Source organism: Niveibacterium sp. COAC-50 (assembly GCF_013184235.1).
Classification (GTDB): domain Bacteria; phylum Pseudomonadota; class Gammaproteobacteria; order Burkholderiales; family Rhodocyclaceae; genus Niveibacterium; species Niveibacterium microcysteis.
In genome coordinates, this window is the sequence record NZ_JABCJM010000003.1 from 169,843 (window position 1) to 190,370 (window position 20,528).

General features: G+C 63.2%; 16 protein-coding genes and 2 CRISPR repeat arrays. Of the genes, 15 read left to right on the forward strand and 1 reads right to left on the reverse strand.

Features of this window, described 5'->3' with window-relative positions; all coding sequences use genetic code 11:
* Positions 1-10: 10 nt before the first annotated feature.
* Positions 11-1,636, reverse strand: coding sequence for a CRISPR-associated protein Csx16 (gene csx16 / locus HH302_RS13850; protein WP_172202825.1), 1,626 nt, complete (start codon positions 1,634-1,636; stop codon positions 11-13).
* A 286-nt stretch (positions 1,637-1,922) separates the two neighbouring features.
* Here csx16 (HH302_RS13850) and csx16 (HH302_RS13855) point away from each other — a divergent pair, with 286 nt between their 5' ends.
* From csx16 (HH302_RS13855) to HH302_RS13925, 15 genes are all read left to right on the forward strand, one after another.
* Positions 1,923-2,267, forward strand: coding sequence for a CRISPR-associated protein Csx16 (csx16, locus tag HH302_RS13855; RefSeq protein ID WP_172202826.1), 345 nt, complete (start codon positions 1,923-1,925; stop codon positions 2,265-2,267).
* A gap of 275 nt (positions 2,268-2,542) precedes the next feature.
* Positions 2,543-3,898 (forward strand): hypothetical protein, encoded by a 1,356-nt coding sequence (locus tag HH302_RS13860; RefSeq protein ID WP_172202827.1) that lies wholly within the window; start codon positions 2,543-2,545, stop codon positions 3,896-3,898.
* A 125-nt stretch (positions 3,899-4,023) separates the two neighbouring features.
* Positions 4,024-4,881: a CRISPR direct-repeat array (repeat unit 36 nt; unit sequence GTCTCAATCCCGTTGAGTAAATCCGGGAGTCCGCAC).
* Positions 4,882-5,370: 489 nt separating this feature from the next.
* Positions 5,371-7,071: a hypothetical protein gene (locus HH302_RS13865; RefSeq protein WP_172202828.1), complete on the forward strand. Its 1,701-nt coding sequence runs from the start codon at positions 5,371-5,373 to the stop codon at positions 7,069-7,071.
* Positions 7,068-7,664 (forward strand): RAMP superfamily CRISPR-associated protein, encoded by a 597-nt coding sequence (locus HH302_RS13870; protein WP_172202829.1) that lies wholly within the window; start codon positions 7,068-7,070, stop codon positions 7,662-7,664. The genes HH302_RS13865 and HH302_RS13870 overlap by 4 nt, the downstream gene beginning before the upstream one ends.
* Positions 7,664-9,223, forward strand: coding sequence for a hypothetical protein (locus HH302_RS13875; protein ID WP_172202830.1), 1,560 nt, complete (start codon positions 7,664-7,666; stop codon positions 9,221-9,223). Before HH302_RS13870 ends, HH302_RS13875 begins: the two co-directional genes overlap by 1 nt.
* Complete coding sequence (locus HH302_RS13880; protein ID WP_172202831.1) at positions 9,220-10,659, forward strand: RAMP superfamily CRISPR-associated protein; 1,440 nt, start codon at positions 9,220-9,222, stop codon at positions 10,657-10,659. The genes HH302_RS13875 and HH302_RS13880 overlap by 4 nt, the downstream gene beginning before the upstream one ends.
* Positions 10,656-11,144, forward strand: a complete 489-nt coding sequence (locus tag HH302_RS13885) for a hypothetical protein (protein ID WP_172202832.1) — start codon at positions 10,656-10,658, stop codon at positions 11,142-11,144. The genes HH302_RS13880 and HH302_RS13885 overlap by 4 nt, the downstream gene beginning before the upstream one ends.
* Positions 11,141-13,060, forward strand: coding sequence for a TIGR03986 family CRISPR-associated RAMP protein (locus tag HH302_RS13890; protein ID WP_172202833.1), 1,920 nt, complete (start codon positions 11,141-11,143; stop codon positions 13,058-13,060). The genes HH302_RS13885 and HH302_RS13890 overlap by 4 nt, the downstream gene beginning before the upstream one ends.
* A 2-nt stretch (positions 13,061-13,062) precedes the next feature.
* The gene (gene cas6 / locus HH302_RS13895; RefSeq protein WP_172202834.1) at positions 13,063-13,971 is read left to right on the forward strand and encodes a CRISPR system precrRNA processing endoribonuclease RAMP protein Cas6; all 909 of its coding nucleotides are present in this window, start codon (positions 13,063-13,065) and stop codon (positions 13,969-13,971) included.
* 214 nt (positions 13,972-14,185) lie between these two features.
* Positions 14,186-14,734: a hypothetical protein gene (locus HH302_RS13900; RefSeq protein WP_172202835.1), complete on the forward strand. Its 549-nt coding sequence runs from the start codon at positions 14,186-14,188 to the stop codon at positions 14,732-14,734.
* A 206-nt stretch (positions 14,735-14,940) separates the two neighbouring features.
* Positions 14,941-15,114, forward strand: coding sequence for a hypothetical protein (locus HH302_RS13905; protein WP_172202836.1), 174 nt, complete (start codon positions 14,941-14,943; stop codon positions 15,112-15,114).
* A gap of 9 nt (positions 15,115-15,123) precedes the next feature.
* Positions 15,124-17,253, forward strand: a complete 2,130-nt coding sequence (cas1, locus tag HH302_RS13910; RefSeq protein ID WP_172202837.1) for a CRISPR-associated endonuclease Cas1 — start codon at positions 15,124-15,126, stop codon at positions 17,251-17,253.
* 1 nt (position 17,254) lies between these two features.
* Positions 17,255-17,533, forward strand: coding sequence for a CRISPR-associated endonuclease Cas2 (cas2, locus tag HH302_RS13915; RefSeq protein ID WP_172202838.1), 279 nt, complete (start codon positions 17,255-17,257; stop codon positions 17,531-17,533).
* Positions 17,533-17,853, forward strand: a complete 321-nt coding sequence (gene cas2 / locus HH302_RS13920; protein WP_172202839.1) for a CRISPR-associated endonuclease Cas2 — start codon at positions 17,533-17,535, stop codon at positions 17,851-17,853. The genes cas2 (HH302_RS13915) and cas2 (HH302_RS13920) overlap by 1 nt, the downstream gene beginning before the upstream one ends.
* Positions 17,854-17,998: 145 nt before the next feature.
* Positions 17,999-19,670: a CRISPR direct-repeat array (repeat unit 36 nt; unit sequence GTGCGGACTCCCGGATTTACTCAACGGGATTGAGAC).
* Positions 19,671-19,854: 184 nt separating this feature from the next.
* On the forward strand, positions 19,855-20,010 hold the full coding sequence (locus HH302_RS13925; protein WP_172202840.1) for a hypothetical protein: 156 nt from the start codon (positions 19,855-19,857) through the stop codon (positions 20,008-20,010).
* Positions 20,011-20,528 lie beyond the last annotated feature (518 nt).

Genomic DNA, 20,528 nt, shown 5'->3' on the forward strand with positions numbered 1-20,528 from the left:
CTCCCGCTCCTCAGTGCTTCTTACCGGCTTTGGTCTTGGGCTTTGCCGCCGCAAACGCGTCTGCCAGTGAACCAGCTGCCCCCTCACGCTTAGCGGGCTTGTCATCGACAAGTTGCATCCACTCAGCCACCAACGACGCGAATTTCTTCAGGCCCTTCGCATCCACTATGCGAACGTTGAACTGATTGCAGCGCTGGAGCGCAAGCTGATCGTGGATCGGCACGGCGGTCGCCAGCCATTTGGTGCTGAACGGCCCGCCAACGTAATGGCCGATTGCCTCCAGTTTATTAACCATGGTCTGGTTCTCGGAGTTGTTGTCCACGGCGCGAGAGGTCTTGCACTCAACGACAAGCAAGCGATTGCGCCACACCACGACGAGATCAAGCTCGTTCAGTGACTTCTTTTCGTCAAACGCTGCATCAACTGGGAGAACCTTGACGCCAACGGCCCAGTGCCCGTCGGAGATGCCCTTACGTTTGCAAAGATCGGCAACCTCAAGCCCAACCCACTCCTCAATCCAGCCGCCGCCCACGAATACCGCTGCGTCACGGCTTGTGTAGGTCACCGCTTCGTCTGTCCAGCTAAGCAAACCAGCATCTGCCATTTCGTTCAGCGCGCGCTTAACCGCGGCAAACGGCTTCGAATCTTTCGGGAAACGCACGGTAGGCTCGAAGAACCTATCACGATCCCCTTTGTAGCCACGTGGCGCACTGAAGGCGGGGTTCGAGTTGCCATTGATCCAACCCAGCGCGCCGGGATTCGCAACTGCAAGTTCAATAAGTGACTTCGCGACATGGCGTCGGCCTTCCGCGCGGCCTTTCCAACCCGCCGCGCGGGACTGAATCGTCGTGGCCTTCAGCCCCTGCGCAGCAAGCAAGGATTCGACCTCCAGCAAATCGGCAGGCAGTGCCACCGGCCTGAGGCTGCTCGGCTGCAGGTACTCCAGCCGGTCATTTTCGGTGTCGCAATAGATCACCTCCCCCACCGGGCCGAGCACATTGACGAAGCCAGCGGACATCAACTTCGTACCCCCAGTGGCGTTCAAAATGATGTGCGATTTCGGCAACTCGGCGCGGATGCGCGCATAGAGTTCACTGGCAAAGCGTTCAACGGCGGCCAGAGGTGCCGCAGGCGCGCCCGCCACGATCACCACATCAGGAACCACCATGCGCAGCTTCTCCGCAGATCGACGCGATTCGGGCGCATCGCTGACCGCGATGTAGAGCTTCGTCGCTGACGTCAGAACGAAAGGCAGGACGTTCTGCAAGGTCTGACCCGAGGCGATGCACACCATGACGTTTGTCGTCTCACCTGGCGATGGCTCCGCGAGGTGCGGCGAGGAGATCCGCCGAATCTCGTATTCCTCCAGGCGGGCGCCGAATGTCCGCATCTCGTCAGCCGTGAGGTCGCGACCGCGCGCGTCGGCCGGGAGGTTAAGCGCCAGGTGAAGATATTTCGCCCCCTTTGCGAGCACGTCTGCCGCAAGGTTCATTGGCAACGTTCCGACTACAACGTCTCCGGGCGAAACGTTCTGGACGTCCAGGTCGCCAACAATACCGCTGTCATTCACCTTGACCCCCGCATCGCGCGCCCAAAACACCGCGCCGGGATGCCGAGACACAAACCATGTTTTCATCGGGTTGCTCCTGAGATTCTTGTTTGTTATTGCCCCGCCGACAGCATAGCGACGGCGTGGCGCAAAAGGATCCGATCCAGATCAATGCGGTTGGTCGACAAAGGCCGGCTTAAGTGTGGGCTCTATTCCACCAAGTCTAGGGTCTGGCGCTGACCACGGCGTCCGCCACAAGCTTGTCACTTGGCAGGCGCGCTCATGTTGGTGACTAAGCTTCTCCTCATCCGCTACCGACACAACGGAATCGGGATGAAACGCGACAACATTTCACGGTTTGAGGAGGAATCAAGTGTCGAGCACCGAAGGCCGAATCTGGATCGTCACACGTCACCCCGGGGCGGTCGAATGGCTTCAACGCAAGGGCATCGTCGTCGATGGACTCGTGGCTCATGTCGACCCGGCCGTACTGCGTGCTGGCGACACCGTCGTGGGCATCCTTCCGGTGCAACTCGCTGCACGCATCTGCGAAGCAGGCGGCCGTTACCTGCACCTCAGCCTAGATGTTCCGCCCGCCTTGCGCGGCAAGGAACTCACCGCGGACGAAATGGACGCGCTCAATCCGCGGCTAGAGGAATACATCGTGGCGCGCGCAGACACCAACGCGCGTCTGAACATCCTTGCGCGCAGTATTTAGCAATCGACCCAGCGTCCAGCGACCTCCGGGAGCACGATCACCTGCCCGTGCAAAGCGGGCAAACATCCCCGAGCCCCCATTCGTCCCACTCGACCGACTCGGCCCAATCGCCAACCACACGTCTCGCCGCCCGCCCGCGGCCACTTCCCGCGCGCCGCAGCGCCCAGCCGCCCTCGCAACGCGTCACAAGCTTGTAGATCCCGTCGCGACGCCCGCGCTGGGTACACAGTGCGCGTCATGGCCGAGCACCGGCCGCCACCTTCGGGAGCCTCACGATGCAAGCCATCGTCGCCATGCTCAGCAAGACCGCGCTCACCCTCGTCGTGCTCATGCTCTGCGCATGCGGTGGGCAAGCCAATCCGCACACCTGCTTCGGCGAATACCCCGATCACAGGGATACGACCTGGGGCGTCGGCGGACGCGCCTGGTTCGACCCCGGCCTCAACGCCGTCACCAACTACGGCATCGCCGCCTTTCCGGACGGCGACGGGCTCGTCCTCGCCGGGCGGCTCGATACGCGAGACCAGGGCGCCCGCTTCGCGCTATACCGTTTCGATGCAAACGGGCAACTCGACCCGCACTTCGGCGAAAGCGGCGGCTACACCGCCACCCGTTTTGGCTTCGTGTCAGCCAATCCTCTCGACGCGGCGCGCGCCGCCGATGGCAGCTACATCATTGCTGGCCGCGATCTCGCCAACACATTCATCGCCCGTTTCGACGCGCGCGGCCACCTCGACCCTGACTTCGGTCGCAACGGTCTGGTCACCTCCAGCTACGCCACGCCGCTGCAAGACCAGCATCTCGCCATCGATGCCCAAGGTCGCATCGTCACCAGCGCCAACGCCACATCCCGCATCGTCATCGAACGGCGCCTGCCTGACGGTCGACCCGACCCCGCCTTTGGCTCCAACGGGCGCACCGTCATCATGGCACCGCTCAGCGCAGGTCAAGCGCACGCACTTACCATCCAACCCGATGGGCGCATTCTCATCGCCGGCACCGAGCCCATTGCCACGGCGTATGCCGCCGCACTGGTCATCCGCCTCAATGACGACGGCAGCTACGACACCAGCTTCGGGGCACAAGGCATCACCCGCATCGATCTCAAGCAGAACAGCGACCTGCGTGCCCTCGCCGTCGACCCAGCCGGCCACATCGTGGCCGCCGGAAAGAACTGCCAAGGCATCAGCACGCACTGCGCCGACCTGATCGCGCGCCTCGATTCCGACGGCAACCCCGACGCGAGTTTCGGCACACGCGGCCTGCGCACGGCCGAAGCCTCGCCCGGGCTGTTCAACGCGGCGCGTGCGCTGGTCATCGACGCGGCAGGCCGCATCCTCACCGTCGGCGACACCTACGTGCCGGTCTGGTTCGACGACCCCATCGGGAAATGCATGCCGATCAAGACCACCGAACTGCGCCGCTACCTGCCCGACAGCACGCCGGACGAAGCCTTTGGCCCCAACGGCCTGCGTCTGGGCGGGCAACACAGCAGCGACCCGGCACAGTACGCCTACACCCTCGCGCTTGACCCCGCCGGCCGCATCCTGGTCACCGGCGAACTGTCAGTCGCCACCAACGGAACCGCCTCGCGTGTCATGGCCCCGGCGGTGACGCGCTACCTTCCCTGACACCGCGAAGCGCAGATGCCCGCCGCCAAGCAGGGTTACATGCCCCTGGCGAGGCCCCATGGCAGCCCTGCCGACGCGTCAAGCGGAAGACGCTGCGATACACAGGTAACCCCGGTAAACCACACATCGCAATCCCGTTGAGTAAATCCGGGAGTCCGCACTAGCTCCATGCTCGCAATTGCCGCCGGCCGTGTCTCAATCCCGTTGAGTAAATCCGGGAGTCCGCACTCGCATTCAAGAACAGAGGCAACGCGATCTAGTCTCAATCCCGTTGAGTAAATCCGGGAGTCCGCACCATAAGCATTTCGCGGAATTGGACGCGTTCATGGTCTCAATCCCGTTGAGTAAATCCGGGAGTCCGCACCTTTCAGTCTGACCTCTTCGGTGAGGCTGTGAAGTCTCAATCCCGTTGAGTAAATCCGGGAGTCCGCACCGAAAGGTACTGTAACGGCTGGATCCGGGTGTCTCAATCCCGTTGAGTAAATCCGGGAGTCCGCACCCGCGTACGACCTACTTGTTAAACGTGTAAAAAGTCTCAATCCCGTTGAGTAAATCCGGGAGTCCGCACCCAGAACGCAGAGCTACCCGCGTGTCCGTAAGAGTCTCAATCCCGTTGAGTAAATCCGGGAGTCCGCACGCCAGTTCGTCACCTACATGTCGACGAAACAGTCTCAATCCCGTTGAGTAAATCCGGGAGTCCGCACCGCGCTAGCAGCGCTGGCTGAGATCGCAAGGGAGTCTCAATCCCGTTGAGTAAATCCGGGAGTCCGCACGCACTTGTTCAAGCCGTCCGTCACGGTCGTCTTGTCTCAATCCCGTTGAGTAAATCCGGGAGTCCGCACCGACTCACCTCCAAATGGCGGACCAATAATGTCGTCTCAATCCCGTTGAGTAAATCCGGGAGTCCGCACTCTGTTCTAAGAGATGAACAGAGTCCAGTTATTACCGTCTCAATCCCGTTGAGTAAATCCGGGAGTCCGCACAGTACCCGCTGGAAGCCGCGCCAGTCAAGGCTTTGCGGGGTGGTTTACGGCGCTGGATGAGCATTTATGACGCCAGGGTAAAGCTGGGCTGTGGATAAGCGGGTTTTCTCTTTATAAATCAATCATCGGCGCTACTTCGTATTTTTCCACTCTGCTCCAGTCGGGGCATCGGCACGTTAACACTCGCTTCGCGCGCGCGGCAAGCGGAAGCCAACACCGCCCCCCTTTATTGAATCGGCGAGGAATCCGGCTTCGCGCAGTTGTGCGCTGAACATGCAATCCTCCTGATCTGAATGCTTGACAGGTAATCGCCTCGCCAGCGATAAGGCGAACCGCTGGCGAGGCCTCGCACGGCGCCCGGCCAGGCATTGCGCAATTGGGTTCGACAAGCTTGTCAGGGTGACTCGCCGTGCGGCGCGCTGGCATGCTTGGGTCTCATCTGGCCAATGAATTCCGCCACATCAAATTCGAATAAACAGGAGACAGCCCATGCCCTTTTGTTATGCGTTTGAGGCAAAGTCCATCCAGTCGTGGATTCTCGACAGCGGCCGCATGGCGGAGATGGTCGCCGCCAGCTCGGTCGTCGACGCCCTGTGCGAAGGCCCTCTCGATGCTCTGGCAAGCCGGCTCGACGTCGCTGGCGACATTCGCTGGGCGCGCCGTGCAGGCGGGGCATTCTATGCTCTGGCCGATTCCGCCGCGCCGCTGACGGCGCTGCGTGACGCGTGGAGCCTTGCGATGCCCGGGCTTGCACCGGGCCTTGAATTCATCCACGCAATTGTCGAAGGGGGCAGCGATTTCGCCGCCCTCTCTACCGCCTTGCAGCAACTCGGCGCACAGCGCAACGAGCCTGCGATCAGCCTGCCGCTCCCCGGCCCGCTGGCCGAACGCGAGGCGCGTACAGGCTTGCCCGCGGTGCGCCACGTCAGCAACGGGTCGTCACGAAAGCAGGGTTTTGTGAGCGCACCGACGCTGCGCAAGCGTGGAGCCGACCTCGATGCCGCTGAAGGCGTGGGCGAGCGCATGTTGCCGCCCGAGGCGTCCGCAGCGGCGCGTGACGCCGCCGGGCTGCCGCGATACGTATGGCCGCGAAATCTGGAACAGGACGGCGCAGAGGACGACAGCGGCAACGCATGGGACTTCCCCTTTCTTGGCAGCGGAGCCGTCGCGGTGGTGCACGCCGACGGCAACGGCCTGGGCCAGGTGCTGATCCGACTGCAGGGCGTCTTCGCCGACGATCCGCGCGACTATGCGAAGGTGTTCCGGGGCTTTTCGGACTGTATCGGCCGCGCCACCCTCAAGGCGGCCCAGCACGCCTGCGAAAAGGTGCTGCTGCCCCAGGCGGTGCGCGGCCGCGCGGGGTCGCGCGAGGTGCTACGCCTGCCAGCCCGGCCCATCGTGCTGGGCGGCGACGACCTGACGATCATCGTGCGGGCAGACCTAGCACTTGATTTCACCGAGGCATTCCTGTCCGCCTTTGAAATCGAAACGCGCAGCGCCTTGGGCGCCTGGCATGCAAGCCTTGGCGGTCGCAGCGGCGCGGCCTTTGAAACCCTGCGCAGGCTAGACCACCTCACCGCCTGTGCAGGCGCGGTATTCGTCCGGTCGAGCCAGCCTTTCTACATGGCTTACGAGTTGAGCGAATCGCTTTGCAAGTTCGCCAAGCAGCGCTCCGGCGCGGTCGCGGCCGGCAGCACGAAGCCGGCCTCCCTCGCCTTTGCACGCATCACCAACAGCCTCGACGAAGAGGCCGGGTCGCCCTTCGCTGCGTCGATCGATCTGCCGGGCAGCGGCCCGGCACACATGAGCCTTGGTGCATACGCCACGAGCAGCAGTAGCGGCCTGCCCGCGCTAGCCGACCTGCGCGCGCTCGCCGGCTTGCTTGCCAGCCCCGACATGGCTCGCGGGCCGGCCCGCACGCTGCTCAACACGCTGGAGCTCGACGGCAACGACGCGGTGGATGCGTACCGGCGCTGGCGCGAGACGATGACGCGACGCGACCGAGAGGGCACCCGCTCGCGGATTGCTGCGCTCGATGCCCTTCTGGGCCGCTTCGGCAGCCCGCTGAGCGACGCGCCCTTCGTCCGCGGCGACGCGTTTGGCACTCACCAGATCGCAACCCCCCTGGCCGACGCGCAAGACCTGATCGCGGTCGGCGCATTAACCAGCCACAACGAGGTGGGCGCATGAGCTACAAGACCCTGACCGTAACGTTCCACGACTTCTGGCACAGCGGCTCGGGCCGCGGCACCGGCAACCTGATCGACGCGAGTATCGACCGCGACGCGGCGCGACTGCCCTACCTGCCCGGCCGACAGCTCAAGGGGCTGCTCCGCGAGGCGCTCGCCACACTGGAATCGCTGGGCCATGTGGCGACAGGCAATACGTCCGCGCTGTTCGGCGAGGGTGCCGATGCGGACGCAGGCGAAACGCGCCACGACTCGAAGCCGGGCGCACTCCAGGTGTCCGACGCGCGTCTGCCCGAGCCAATCGTCGCTTGGCTGCAGGCTGGGAACCAGCGCGATGCGGCAAAACTGCGTGCCGAACTGACCCGCCCGATCTTCGCCACCACCATTGACGAAGCCAGCGGTACCGCGCGCGATCAGAGCCTGCGCAGCACCGAAGTGACGATTCCCCTCACCCTGGAAGCCCAGATCGAAGGCCCGGATTCGGACGACTGGGTCGCCACGCTGAACCGCGCGCTGCCGCTGATCCGCGCCGCTGGCGCGCACCGCTCGCGCGGCCTGGGCCGCTGCACCGTGCAATGGAAGGAGGCACGCTGATGCACCGCTACGAACTGACGCTCTCGCTGATCGACGACGTCATCCTCTCCGAGCGCGCCGCCACGAGCGGCGGACACCGCTCGCTGCGGCACATTCCCGGGGGCACGCTTCTCGGCGCAGCCGCGTCGCGGCTCTATGCCCGGCTTTCGCCAGAGGACGTCTTCACAGTCTTCCACAGCGGCAAGGTGCGCTTTGGCAACGCGTACCCCCTCAGCGCCTCCGGCGCTCCGTCTTTCCCGATGCCGATGTCGCTGCATGAAGTCAAAGACGCCCCGGCCGAATCCGGCGGTCGGATCGACGCCGCACGCACCTATAACTTCGTGCGTGTGGAGGCGGCATCCAAGGTTCGTGCGGCCGGCGGCCAACCCAAGCAACTGCGCGAGGGTTACCTCACCCGGCACGGCACCCTCGTCAAGCCGCAAACCGCATTTAGGCTGAAGACGGCAATCGACCCACGCACCGGTCGCGTCGCAGAGGGGCAGCTCTTTGGCTATGAAAGCCTGCAGTCCGGCCAGCGCTTTGCCGCCGAGATTGCCTTCGACGCCGACCTCTCGCCGGTCCTGCGCGATCAGGTGCTGGAAGTGCTGTCAGGCCAGATCAGTGTCGGCCGATCACGCTCGGCCCAGTACGGGCGTGCACGAACCGAGTTGCGGGCGCTCGAACCCAATACTCCTTCGCTTCAGGGCTTGGGGCGCCGTGTCTCGCTCTGGCTGCTCTCCGATCTGGCTGCTTGCCACGAAGGGGTGCCGACCTTCTCGCCGCAGCCACAGGATCTGGGCCTGCCCAGTGGCCGCTTCGTGCCGGAAGCCTCGTTCCTGCGGGTGCGGCGTTACGCGCCTTACAACACGCATCGTCGCCTGCCCGACCTCGAACGTCAGGTCATCTCGGCAGGCAGCGTGCTGACCTTCGAATTCGATGCCGAACTCGATGCGGCCGAACTCGCCCGTACGCTGGCTGCAGGCCTGGGTCTGCACCGCGAGGTGGGCCTCGGCGTCGCCATCGCCCTGCCGGAGTGGCTCAGCGACACTCAGCCGCGTTTTGAAACCGAGCCGGCCCCGGCGCCGCTACAGCCCGTACCGGAACCGGATGATCCGCTGGTGCGCTGGCTCAAGACCCGTGCCGGCGTCAGCGGCCAGGACACCGAGCTCAAGGAGTGGGTCGCCGCAAAGGTGCGGGAACTGATCGCGATGCAACGCGCGGCCATGAGGCTGCACGGCCTGCCTCACTTCGAACTGGCCGGCCCGACGCGCTCGCAATGGGGCTTGGTTGCTGCGGCTGCAGAAAACGCCCGCGACAAGCTCGACGCGCTGGAAGCTGCTCTGTTCGGCGACAACGGCGTCTGCAAGGCCAAGAACAACGATGACTGGCACCGCATCACCGGCACCCGGCCCGTGACCAACGCGGAAGGCAAGGAAGTCACCTATTCGCGCTGGCTCAGGGAGTGCCTCGCAGCGCCGGTGGCCGGCCGCAACCCGGGCCTCGCCGTGGCGCGACTAGCCGGCGCCGCGCAGAAGATGCTTACCCAGCGACAGTGGGATCTCGCAGGAGAAAAACAATGACAGCCTTACAGCCCACTTTGCGCGCCCAGCTGCCGATCGTGCACGTCGCCCGCATATGCCTTGAGGCAGCAAGCCCCTTGTCGATCGGCAGCGGTCGCAGCGACGCGCTGTTCGACAGCCCGGTCGTGCGCGACGCCAACGACCTGCCAGCGCTGCCGGGCAGCAGCCTCGCCGGGGTCTTGCGCGCGGCAGTTCGCGAAAGCGCGGGCGCGGACTTCGCACAAGCCCTGTTCGGTCACGCCGGCCGCAGCCTCGCAGACGGAGCGGCTTCACGCGTTCAGGTGTCGTGGGGCCGCATCCACGCTGCCGACGATGTGCCGGTCGACGGCCTTGTGACCGACGACCGACTGCTGCGCGACGAGCTGCTCGGGCCGCTGCTGCGCGCCGACCTGCCCAAGCGCGACCATGTACGGCTCGGCCATCGTGGCACAGGCGAAACAGCTGGCAAATTCGACCGCAGCTACGTGCCCGCCGGACACCGTTTCAGCTTCGAGATGCAACTGGCCTGCGCAACTGAGGCCGATGAAGCCGCGTGGGCGCAACTGCTCATGTCGCTGGGTTCCGCATCGCTGCGCCTGGGCGGCGCAACCCGCCGCGGGTTTGGCCGGCTGTTGATCGTGCGCCTTGAGTCCGGCCGCTTCGATCTGCGCGTCGCCGACGACCTGAATCGCTACTCGGCACTACCAACGCGGCTCGATTTCTCTGCCAGCCGCCTGCTCGCTCCGAAGGCGGCGCCTTCGAACGCAGTGGGGCCATGGGAGTCCGTCTCCGTAACTTTGACTCCAGAAGACTATTGGCGCGTTGGCGGCGGGGCGCACCCGTTCGCGCCGGGCGATAAACCTGCCGACATGCTTCCCGCGAGCGAGAAGCGGGTCGTGTGGCAAAACGGCAAGGGTCGCCTCTCGGCCAAACCCGCCGTCGTGGTACCGGCATCCGCCATCAAGGGCGCGCTCGCGCACCGCTTGGCCTTCCATTTCAATCGCCTGGTCGGACGTTTTGCCGGCGCAATTTCGCCACACGAACCCAACCCCGCAGTCGCCGCAGTATTCGGCACCGTGAAGCAGGACGACGCCAGCGCAGAAGGCCACCGCGGAAATGTGTTGATCGACGACATCGTGCCCGACCCGAAGACGATTCGTCCGCAGGTGCTGATGCACAACAGCATCGACCGCTTCACCGGCGGCACCCGCAACGGCGTGCTTTTCGGCGAAGAAATGCTCTACGGCGGCGAACTCAAACTCATGATGCAGATCGACACCCAGGGCATCGCACAAGCCAGCGGCGACCTGCAACCGCAGGTCGAACAAGCCCTCGCCGCAACGCTGCACGACCTCTGCACCGGTCAGCTTGCGCTGGGCGCAGCCCAAGCGCGCGGACACGGCTTCATGCGCGGAGTCATCAACGACGCGCCGGAATGGCTCAGGAGCAAACAATGAACGATCTCGAAAAGACGCTCACCGCCGTTGGCGAAGTGCTCGGTCACATCGAGGGCGCGCCCCGGTATTCCGGTGCACAACTCAGCACGCAGTCGACTCGCGTCGACAGCGCCGAAGCAGTCGTCGCGGCCATTGCCGCATTCGCTCCGCAACACGGCTGGACGCAATACACCAGCGCAGTACGGATCGACCTTGGCAACTCGCGCGGCCACGGCCCGATCCTCGCCGGCGAATATGTGCGCGGCGACACCAGCCTGCATGTGCGCCATGAAGGGCCGGTGTGGAGTCTGACCCGTTTCTCGGAAGATGTAGGCGGCGACGCTGTCATCGCCTATGACAGCCGCCTCGAGACGGTACCGGCCACCCCGGCCGGCGATGTCGTCGTCGGACACGCCCTGCGCTACCGGGTATTCCTGCGCCACGACGGACGTCACGGCTGGCGTCCTTTCGCGGCCCGCTTCACCGGATACGGAGACCAGCAATGAGCCAACCGTTCAATCATTCGCGCGGGCCGCAATCCAGCCGGAACGATGCCCCGAGTACCGGGCCGATTACCGCGCCCTACAACTTCGTGCCGCTAGCAAAAGCAGTCTGGTTCCCCGACTGGGCCGACCAAGTCAGCCACGACGTTCCTTTCGAGAACGGCATCTGCGGCAAGATCGACTTCGAACTCACCGCGCATACCGAACTGCTGGTCGCCACCGAGAAGAACGGCACCGAAGCCCGCGGCTGCTTCAAGACCCCGGACGGCCAGTACGCGATTCCCGGCTCGGCGCTACGGGGGATGCTGAGGAACGTGATCGAGATTGCCTCGTTCGGAAAGATGTCGCTGATCGAAAACCGCTGGCTGTCGGTTCGGGATTTGAACAACCCAAACCTTTACAACAAGCGCTTTACCGTCAGCAATGATGACGGTTCATACGGAAGCAAGTCGCAATCCGGATGGCTCCGATTCGAAAATGGCTCATGGCATGTTGAGGTAGTTCAGCGGTGGCGACTTGAATATGACGTTTTCAAGAAGTACTCGGGCATAGATTGGAGCAAGGCACTTCGCACCAACTCGGCGCGAGAGAAATACAAGCTGGCCGCCGACGCGCTTGCTCGGAAGAGCCTTCCTGCACATCGCGTGTTCTTCATCGGAGAGAAGGACCTGAGCGGCCACCCGCACAGCAGAAACAAGTCCCTTCGATATCGCATCATCAACCAACTGCACGCAGACGATCCAGCGCTCCAAATCGCCCCGCAAGCGGTCGGCTCGTTTGGCCGGTTTGTATTTACCGGACACTGCGGTCGCAAACATGCCGACTTCATCTTCGCGGAACCTGAGAACGCCTTGCGCACAGTCGAGGTACCTGAAAGGGTAATCCGTGCCTTTATCGAAATTCACTCCGAGAACGACGACGGCGACTGGAAAATACACTGGCAAGCAAAGGCGCTTGCCGGAGAACGTATTCCCGTATTCTTCATTCAAGACAAGAACCGGAACATCACTTCGATCGGTCTCTCACAGCTGTTCAGGCTGCCGTACTCGCATACGACTACTATGGCGGCGAAGCACGCTCATCCCAATCACGGCTCCGCCTCAGGCGCTTATGATCTGGCCGAACTGATCTTCGGGCGGATCGAAGACGACGACGCAACACTTGGCCTGAGAAGCCGGATCAGCATTGGCCTCGCTAAACTTTCGACGACGACAACACCGACCCAGCCGGTTCATGTCGTGCTCAATTCACCCAAGGCGAGCTTCTACCCGAACTACATCGAGCAACCCGGAGCGAACCCAAGCGGTGCCATCCAGCCCGGCCAGGACGGCTACCCCCCGTTCAAAACGCTGATGGACAACGATTGCATGCTGCGCGGCTGGAAGCGTTACCCGACGCGGCCAAAATCAGCAATCAAGGCCTCGCCCCCAAGCAAGATAACGAGCCACATTCAGCCTCTGTCGGCGGGCGCGAAGTTCCGCGGCAGCATCCGGATCCACAACCTGACGCCTGTTGAATATGGCGCATTGCTTTGGGCGCTGACCTGGGGCGGAGACACACGGCTACGTCATTCGCTCGGCATGGGCAAGTCCATGGGGCTGGGTACCGTGTCCATCCGCATCGTGAGCGCGAACGTGCAAGCCAACAATGGCGCCGAACCGAATCAGCAAGAAGCGCTGAATGCCTTCACGCAGGCTATCGACCGCTTCTGCAAGGCGCAACTCGAACAAGACTGGCTCAAGACTGATCAGATGTTCGAACTTCTCGCGATGGCCAACCCGGACAATGCCCTCGCAACCGGGGTGTCGCTCGAACACATGAGCCTAGCTGACCAAGACTTCAAGAACGCCAAGGGGGGATCACGCAAGCAAGGCAAAGCCCTCCGCCGCTACTCAGCGATTGCGGGGGTCAAGCGTTGAGCATGGCAGTGACGCGACCGGAGCGCCTCGACTTTCTGGCGCTCCGATTCATCGCCCGGGCAGAACGCGGTTTTGCGCTGGCCAACCCCTACTCCGATCTGCATGGTGGCTTTGGCCTCATGCTGCACGCCCATCTGCGCCCGATCTACGAAGACCTGTTCGGTGAGCAGCAAGGCAGCAGCGAAGTACGGGGGCATGTGCTTCGGCCCGCCGACGGGATGCTGCAGCCGGTCAGGGCCGGCGAGCGTTTCGCTTTCGAACTGATCCTCGTCGGGCCGATGGTCCGTCATGCCGCGGCCTGCGCAGAAGCGCTGGCGATGCTGGGGCGCAACGGGGTCACCCCGGCACGCCACCGCTACACCTTGGAGCAGATCGACCGCATCGCCCCAACGGGCGCAACGACACTCTGGTCGCCCGATACCGGGTGGTGTATCGCCGCCCTGGCGCCGGTCGCGGCGGAAGAACTGCTCCAAGTCCGCACCCAAAAGGCCGAAGGCGCCCTGCTCGACTTCGTTGGGCCGGTGCGTATCAAGAGCGGCAACGACCTGCTCGAACACTGCCCGCCGCCCCGCGTGCTGATCGAGCGTCTGCTCGCGCGCGCCCAGCTGCTTGCCAAACAACAAGATGGCGCACCGCTGATCGATGGCGACAGCAAACGTGAATTGCTGGCGCAGGCCGAAACTCTCAGCATCCCGCGCAACAGCCTCGCTTGGGAAACGATTGAACGCGTCGCGGCACGTGACCGCCGACGGATGGACCTCGGCGGTCTCAGCGGCGTCGTAGTACTCGATGGCCCGCTTGGCGAGCTTGAGGGGTGGCTGCGTCTGGGTGAATGGCTGCACATCGGCAACAAGACCAGCTTCGGCCTCGGCCAGTACCGATTCAGCACGCTGCCCCAGCCGCCGCGCTGACCAGCGTCCGCCCCCGCTCCAACAGCCCATTCCGCGGGCCGCCTGCACCACGCAGGCGGCCCGCGCCACATTGGCGTGACACGACAGCCTGTTTGGCAGTGGAAGCCGCAGCCACCGTCGCAGCGCGACACCCCGACAAGCTTGTCGCTAAACAGGATCAGGCGCGCCGCGCGTTTCAATACGCCTCATACCAACACGAGATGAGGCAAGCAAAATGTTCAAGCAATTCGTCGCCGCAGCAGCCACCTTCTTCGGCCTGAGCCTAACGGCCGCCGCTGGCAACGCCACCGTATTCGGCCAGGAAATCGGCGTCACGACCTACCAGACGGTCGCCGATCAGCTCGGCCGGGCAACCCCGCTGCGCGACGCCGGCACCAACGCATACTCCAAAGGCCGAATGCTAGAAAGCGACGGCAGTGGGCTGAACATCGAGGGGCTCAGCAAGGTTCTGTTTATCTTTGATACCCAGGACAAACTCGTGGCCACCCTGCTCACGCTGCCCAAGGGGCCGATGAACGACAACGTTGCCCCCACCATCTCGATGCTCAAGCGCAAATACCGCGCTGTGCGAATCCAGCAACCCTTCGTCGGCGACGTCGAAGCGCGCTTCGAGCAGGGCAGCTCGGTCGTGGCACTCAACGCGCCGCATATGAGTTTCGATATGAACGTCACTTACATGACGCGGCAGTTCGAGCAGAGCTACCTCAGCGCGCAGCGCGCCGAAACTGAGCGCCAGAAACGTCATCGCGAAGCCAGCTTCTGAGGGTAACGATGGCGCACATGGCTGGAGACGCATTCGCTCCTCGCTTCACAACGCGACGCCCACCGTTCACCCGCCCGCCGGCCTTTTCGACCGAAGACCAGTGGGACCTCGAAGCCGGCGACTGGGCACTCCGCACCATTTCAGACATGGCGAGCGACAACGGCTTCGAGCCACCTCGCCGGCAGCACGAATAAGGAGCCACCCGCATGAGCCGACCACGCCGCCAGATTCTCCGGGTCGTGTTGCCCACAACGCCACGCAACCCACTCATTGCGCCGCTCATGCGAACGCCGCCCCGAATCCATGGCCGGACGCACAAGGCCCTGCGGCGCGCCGATCGCATTGCACTGAAGAAGCAGATCAACCATCGCGACGCCTGACCGCCAATCATGCAAACGACAACCTTGCTCCAACGTACCTTGCAGGAAGACATACTCCTCGCCGCCTGGCAGCGGGTGCAGGACAACGATGGCGTCGCCGGTTGCGACGGCGTCACCATCGACGCCTTTGCCCGCAACGCGATGAGCCGCATCCAGCAACTGGCAGACGAAGTTCGCAATGGCGCGTACCGCTCACAACCGCTACGCCCGATCGAGTTGCCCCGCCCTGGGCGAGCGCCGCGCCTCCTGGCAGTGCCCACCGTTCGCGATCGCCTGCTACAGACCGCCGCCACACTGGCCCTCACACCCGAACTCGAACCACACTTCGAAGACGAGAGTTTCGCCTACCGCCCCGGGCGCTGCGTGCCGCAGGCGATCGAGCGCGTCATACGCGGCCGCGAGCGCGGCAACCAATGGGTCGTCGACGCCGATATTCACAGCTACTTCGACAACATTCCCCACGCAGAACTGCTCGAACGCCTCTGCGCGCTCGTGCCCGACGATTCACTGCTAACACTCATCATCAACTGGATTCAGGCCCCACTCCAGCAGCCCCATGGGCTTGTCGCCCGCGCGTGTGGCATCCCGCAGGGCGGCCCGATCTCTCCGCTGCTCGCAAACCTCTACCTCGATGATTTCGATGAAACGATAGCTCGCCCAGGCCGCTGGCTGGTGCGTTACGCCGACGACTTCGTGATCCTCTGCGCCAACTGCGAGGACGCCGAACTCGCGCTCGAGCAGACCGACCAGTGGCTTGCCGCCGCCGGCCTCGAACTCAACTTCGACAAGACCCGCATCACCACGTTTGCACAGGGCTTCAGCTTTCTTGGCGTGTGCTTCCAAGACGACCAGGTCTGGGCCGCCGACCCCGCTGCCGCCCCCTGGCTGCTGCCCCGCTGGTTGCGCCCGGCAGCGGGGGCATTGAGCACCCCCGAACGCGCCGTGCCGCCTGGCGCACGCAGGGTCAAAGCCGCCCACGCCCCGCAGTTCGGTAACGGAGAGGCGAGTGAGATCGTGCAGCCCTCGCCAGTCCGCCCGCGCGCTGCGACCACCCCCAGCGAAGCACTACCCGATGCCTTGCGGCAGGCCGACATCCCCGAGCCGGACCACGGCGAACTCGTTGAAGACTATGGTGCCCCACCGCTGCTGCGCACGGTGCATGTCGCCGAAGACGGCGCCTATCTCCACAAACGCGGTGGCCGACTGATCATCAGCCGCGGTGACGAAGACCTGCTGGAAGTGCCGCTTGAGAAGATAGACCAGATCAGCGTCGCCGGAGAAGGCGCCGTCAGCTTTGCCGCACTGCGCGAACTCACCGCCCGGCGCGTTGGTTTTGTCGTGCAGGGTGCACCTGGGGAACCGCTGATCGGTTTTTCCGACCTCCTCGGTGGCACCGTCGATCTACAACGCCGGCAGTTCCTGCGGCACCAGAACCCGGTGTTCAACCTCGACCTTGCACGCAGCATTGTCGCCGGCAAGATCGGCAACAGCCGCCTCGTGCTGCGCCGCTACTACCGGCTGCGCGGCGGGCTCGACCCACGTCTCGACGAAGCGCTCGCCCAGGCCCTGCGCCAGGCAAAACAGGCAGACAGCCTCGACGCCGTGCGCGGACACGAAGGCACGGCCGCCAAACGCTACTTCGAAGCCCTTGCCAAACTTTTCGGCGAAAGCTGGCACTTCAACGGCCGCCAGCGCCAACCGCCGCGCGACCCGATCAACGCCATGCTTTCGTACGGATACGCAATCCTGTACCAGAACATGGTCACGCTGATAGCGCGGCGCGGCCTCAACCCCCACGTGGGCGCCCTGCACGCCCTGCGCCCAGGCCACGCCGCGCTTGCATCGGATCTGATGGAAGAGTTCCGTTCCCTGGTCGTGGACAGCACCGTCTTGCGCCTGGTCCTGCGCGACCGCATTACCCGCGCCGATTTCCGGCTTGAAAACGGCCTGCCTCGGCTCGATTCACGTGCCCGGCGCATCTTCATTGCTGCGATAGAAGACAAGCTCGACAGCCCGTTGACCCACCCGCGCGATGGCGCACCTACCGACTTCCGCCGCGCCATGCAAAGCCAGGTCACGCAATGGGCCGATCTACTGCTTGGACGTACCCAACGCTACGAACCGTTCACACCGCACTGACATGGCACTCTGGCTCATCAGCTACGACATATCGGACAACCGTTTGCGCCGCGAGGCCGTCCGCGCGCTCGCCGACGCCGGGGCCGTACGGGTGCAGGAGAGCGTATTTGAAGGCTGGTTTGACCACCGCGGCATCGCCGCCCTGCGCCTTGAGTTGGCAGGCATCATCGACCCCGCTACCGATTCGGTCTGCGCCTGGCCGCTCACTGGCCAAAGCGTCACGCGGCGGATCGGATCGAGCGCGCCACCCGCGCGAGCCCCGTCGCACTGGATCGTCTGATGGCGCCGCCCCGAGTCGCCCGCGTCGTGGTCGCCTTCGATATCGCCGATAACCGCCGCCGGCGCCGCGCCGTCGCGATCCTTGAGGCCTATGGCCAGCGCGTGCTCGAAAGCGTCTTCGAATGCTGGCTGGAACCACAGCGCCAACGCAGCCTCACCCGCAAGCTGCTGGCCGCAATGCGCAGTGGCGAAGACCTGCTCGCGATCCACCCGCTGCCGGCTGTGGACGCACAGCGCGCCTGGCACATCGGCTGTGGCCCCGGCTTGACGCAAGACCCGCGCCGATGGATTCTGTGCGGTGCCCCCAGCGACGAAACCTGAAAAATCCAAAGTAGCGCCGATGATTGATTTTTAAAGAGAAAACCCGCTTATCCACAGCCCCAGACAATCCTGTCGTCATAAATGCCCTCCCAGCGCCGTAAACCACCCCGCAAACCCTTGACTGGCGCGGCTTCCAGAGGGTACTGTGCGGACTCCCGGATTTACTCAACGGGATTGAGACCAGCGGGGTACGCCAGACGCAAACGGTGTTGAGTGCGGACTCCCGGATTTACTCAACGGGATTGAGACGTAACCCAGCATTTTCAGGTCAAGGTTCGGGTGCGGACTCCCGGATTTACTCAACGGGATTGAGACCCTTGCGGCAGACGTTTTTGACATAGAGCCCGGTGCGGACTCCCGGATTTACTCAACGGGATTGAGACATGAGATGAGCAAAATGCGCACCTCAGAGATGTCGTGCGGACTCCCGGATTTACTCAACGGGATTGAGACTCCGGTGGCTCGCCATCCGCGCCATCAATGAAAGTGCGGACTCCCGGATTTACTCAACGGGATTGAGACCACAACGACACCACCGAGCGTCATAAGAATAAAGTGCGGACTCCCGGATTTACTCAACGGGATTGAGACTCTGAGTCAAATGCGCACAGCAAGTGATACGCGTGCGGACTCCCGGATTTACTCAACGGGATTGAGACAGAAGGCGGCCGATTACGGTTGTGTTGTCCAAGTGCGGACTCCCGGATTTACTCAACGGGATTGAGACGGAATCTCTTCCCGGCGCCTGACAGCGGTAGAGGTGCGGACTCCCGGATTTACTCAACGGGATTGAGACGCCTTGGCAGATGCGCCCGGCGTATATACGCGTGCGGACTCCCGGATTTACTCAACGGGATTGAGACTCGAATAGCTTGCGAATATAGTTCGCATCTAAGTCGTGCGGACTCCCGGATTTACTCAACGGGATTGAGACCGAACAAGCGGCTTATGCGGGTTGTAGATGGTGTGCGGACTCCCGGATTTACTCAACGGGATTGAGACCAAAGTGCCGATGGGAGGCCTCAGAAACATGGTGCGGACTCCCGGATTTACTCAACGGGATTGAGACAGTTTCTTTTCCATCACTATCTCCTGAGAAGATGTGCGGACTCCCGGATTTACTCAACGGGATTGAGACATGCCATCGGCGGTCGGGCGACCATCAGCAAAGTGCGGACTCCCGGATTTACTCAACGGGATTGAGACGCGCCGCGAGACGCGAAGCAGTGGAGGTTGCCGTGCGGACTCCCGGATTTACTCAACGGGATTGAGACTGGCAGCCAGGGTTCCAGTCTGCCACTTCTTGTGCGGACTCCCGGATTTACTCAACGGGATTGAGACCAGCCGCCTTGGTTACAGCCGCACCGGAGGTAACGTGCGGACTCCCGGATTTACTCAACGGGATTGAGACGCAGCGTGGCGATAACTTCACGGACGTATTGCGTGCGGACTCCCGGATTTACTCAACGGGATTGAGACTGTTACTTCTTACCCTTGCCTTTCGGCGCAGGTGCGGACTCCCGGATTTACTCAACGGGATTGAGACATCGAACGTAAGCATTTCGTACTTATGTTGAGGTGCGGACTCCCGGATTTACTCAACGGGATTGAGACACGAGTGCGGCGAATGCGAGGCCTACGACTTGTGCGGACTCCCGGATTTACTCAACGGGATTGAGACTGAACGCGGTCCTCTTTCGAGGGGTTTTCAAAGTGCGGACTCCCGGATTTACTCAACGGGATTGAGACGTGATATCCGTTTCGCGAACGTCTTGGACGATGTGCGCACGCTCGGATTTGCTGAACAGAAATAAGCCAAATAAACGGTCGCACGGAAATGCCGCCCTTTTGTTAACAAGCTTGTGGCGCACATCGGTCTTTGTATCTGGCATTACAGTTCACGCCAGCAAACGGTCGCGTCCGAATCAGATCCGTCAATCAACGTCTCGGCTGACGAGCTCGGCGCGCACCCTTCATCGATGCGTTCATAAAGGAGCTGTCATGACATTGGCCGACAAATTGAAGGATGCCGTCGAAGTGCTGATCAAGGCGGCCAAGGACCTACCCACCGAAAAGATCGCGGTGATCGGCCTGATCATCATCGGAGCAGTAGCGGCAAACCGCAGTGGAACCGTTGGCACGCCCGACGAGACCTAGAGGGAATTAACGATGGCCGCGAGCCTGCGCTTGCGCATGCAACCCATGCGCGGGTGAGCCGCGGCGTTGTGGCGCGCATGGCCATTGCGCGCCGGTCGCCCGCTTGAAAGGGCTTCATGCAGGACATCGGCCGGTACCCCCTCAACACTCACGTGCCATCCCCAATCCGGTCGCCCGTTCGCGAAGCATGGCAAGCCGGTGCGGTGGTCGGCGCCGGTGCCGGCTAAAGCGGCCGAGACGGACACAACACGGTTTGCGATCGCTGTGATCGACAAGCTGTTGATACGGCGGGTGCCGGCCATTGGCGCACTGGGCCGTGCCTCAGTGAAAAAGGGTAATACCAGACCACCCGAATTGGCTCATTTCAAGATCCGGCACTGGGACGCTCGCTAACGCAAAGTCGACCTGCAGGGCGCAGCCGATGCGAAGCGCGCGCCGAGCCGCCCGGAAACTCGACGACGGCAAGCATCTGAACACTCGAGCCAACGCCCCACGACGCACTGGGGATTCTTGGCGGC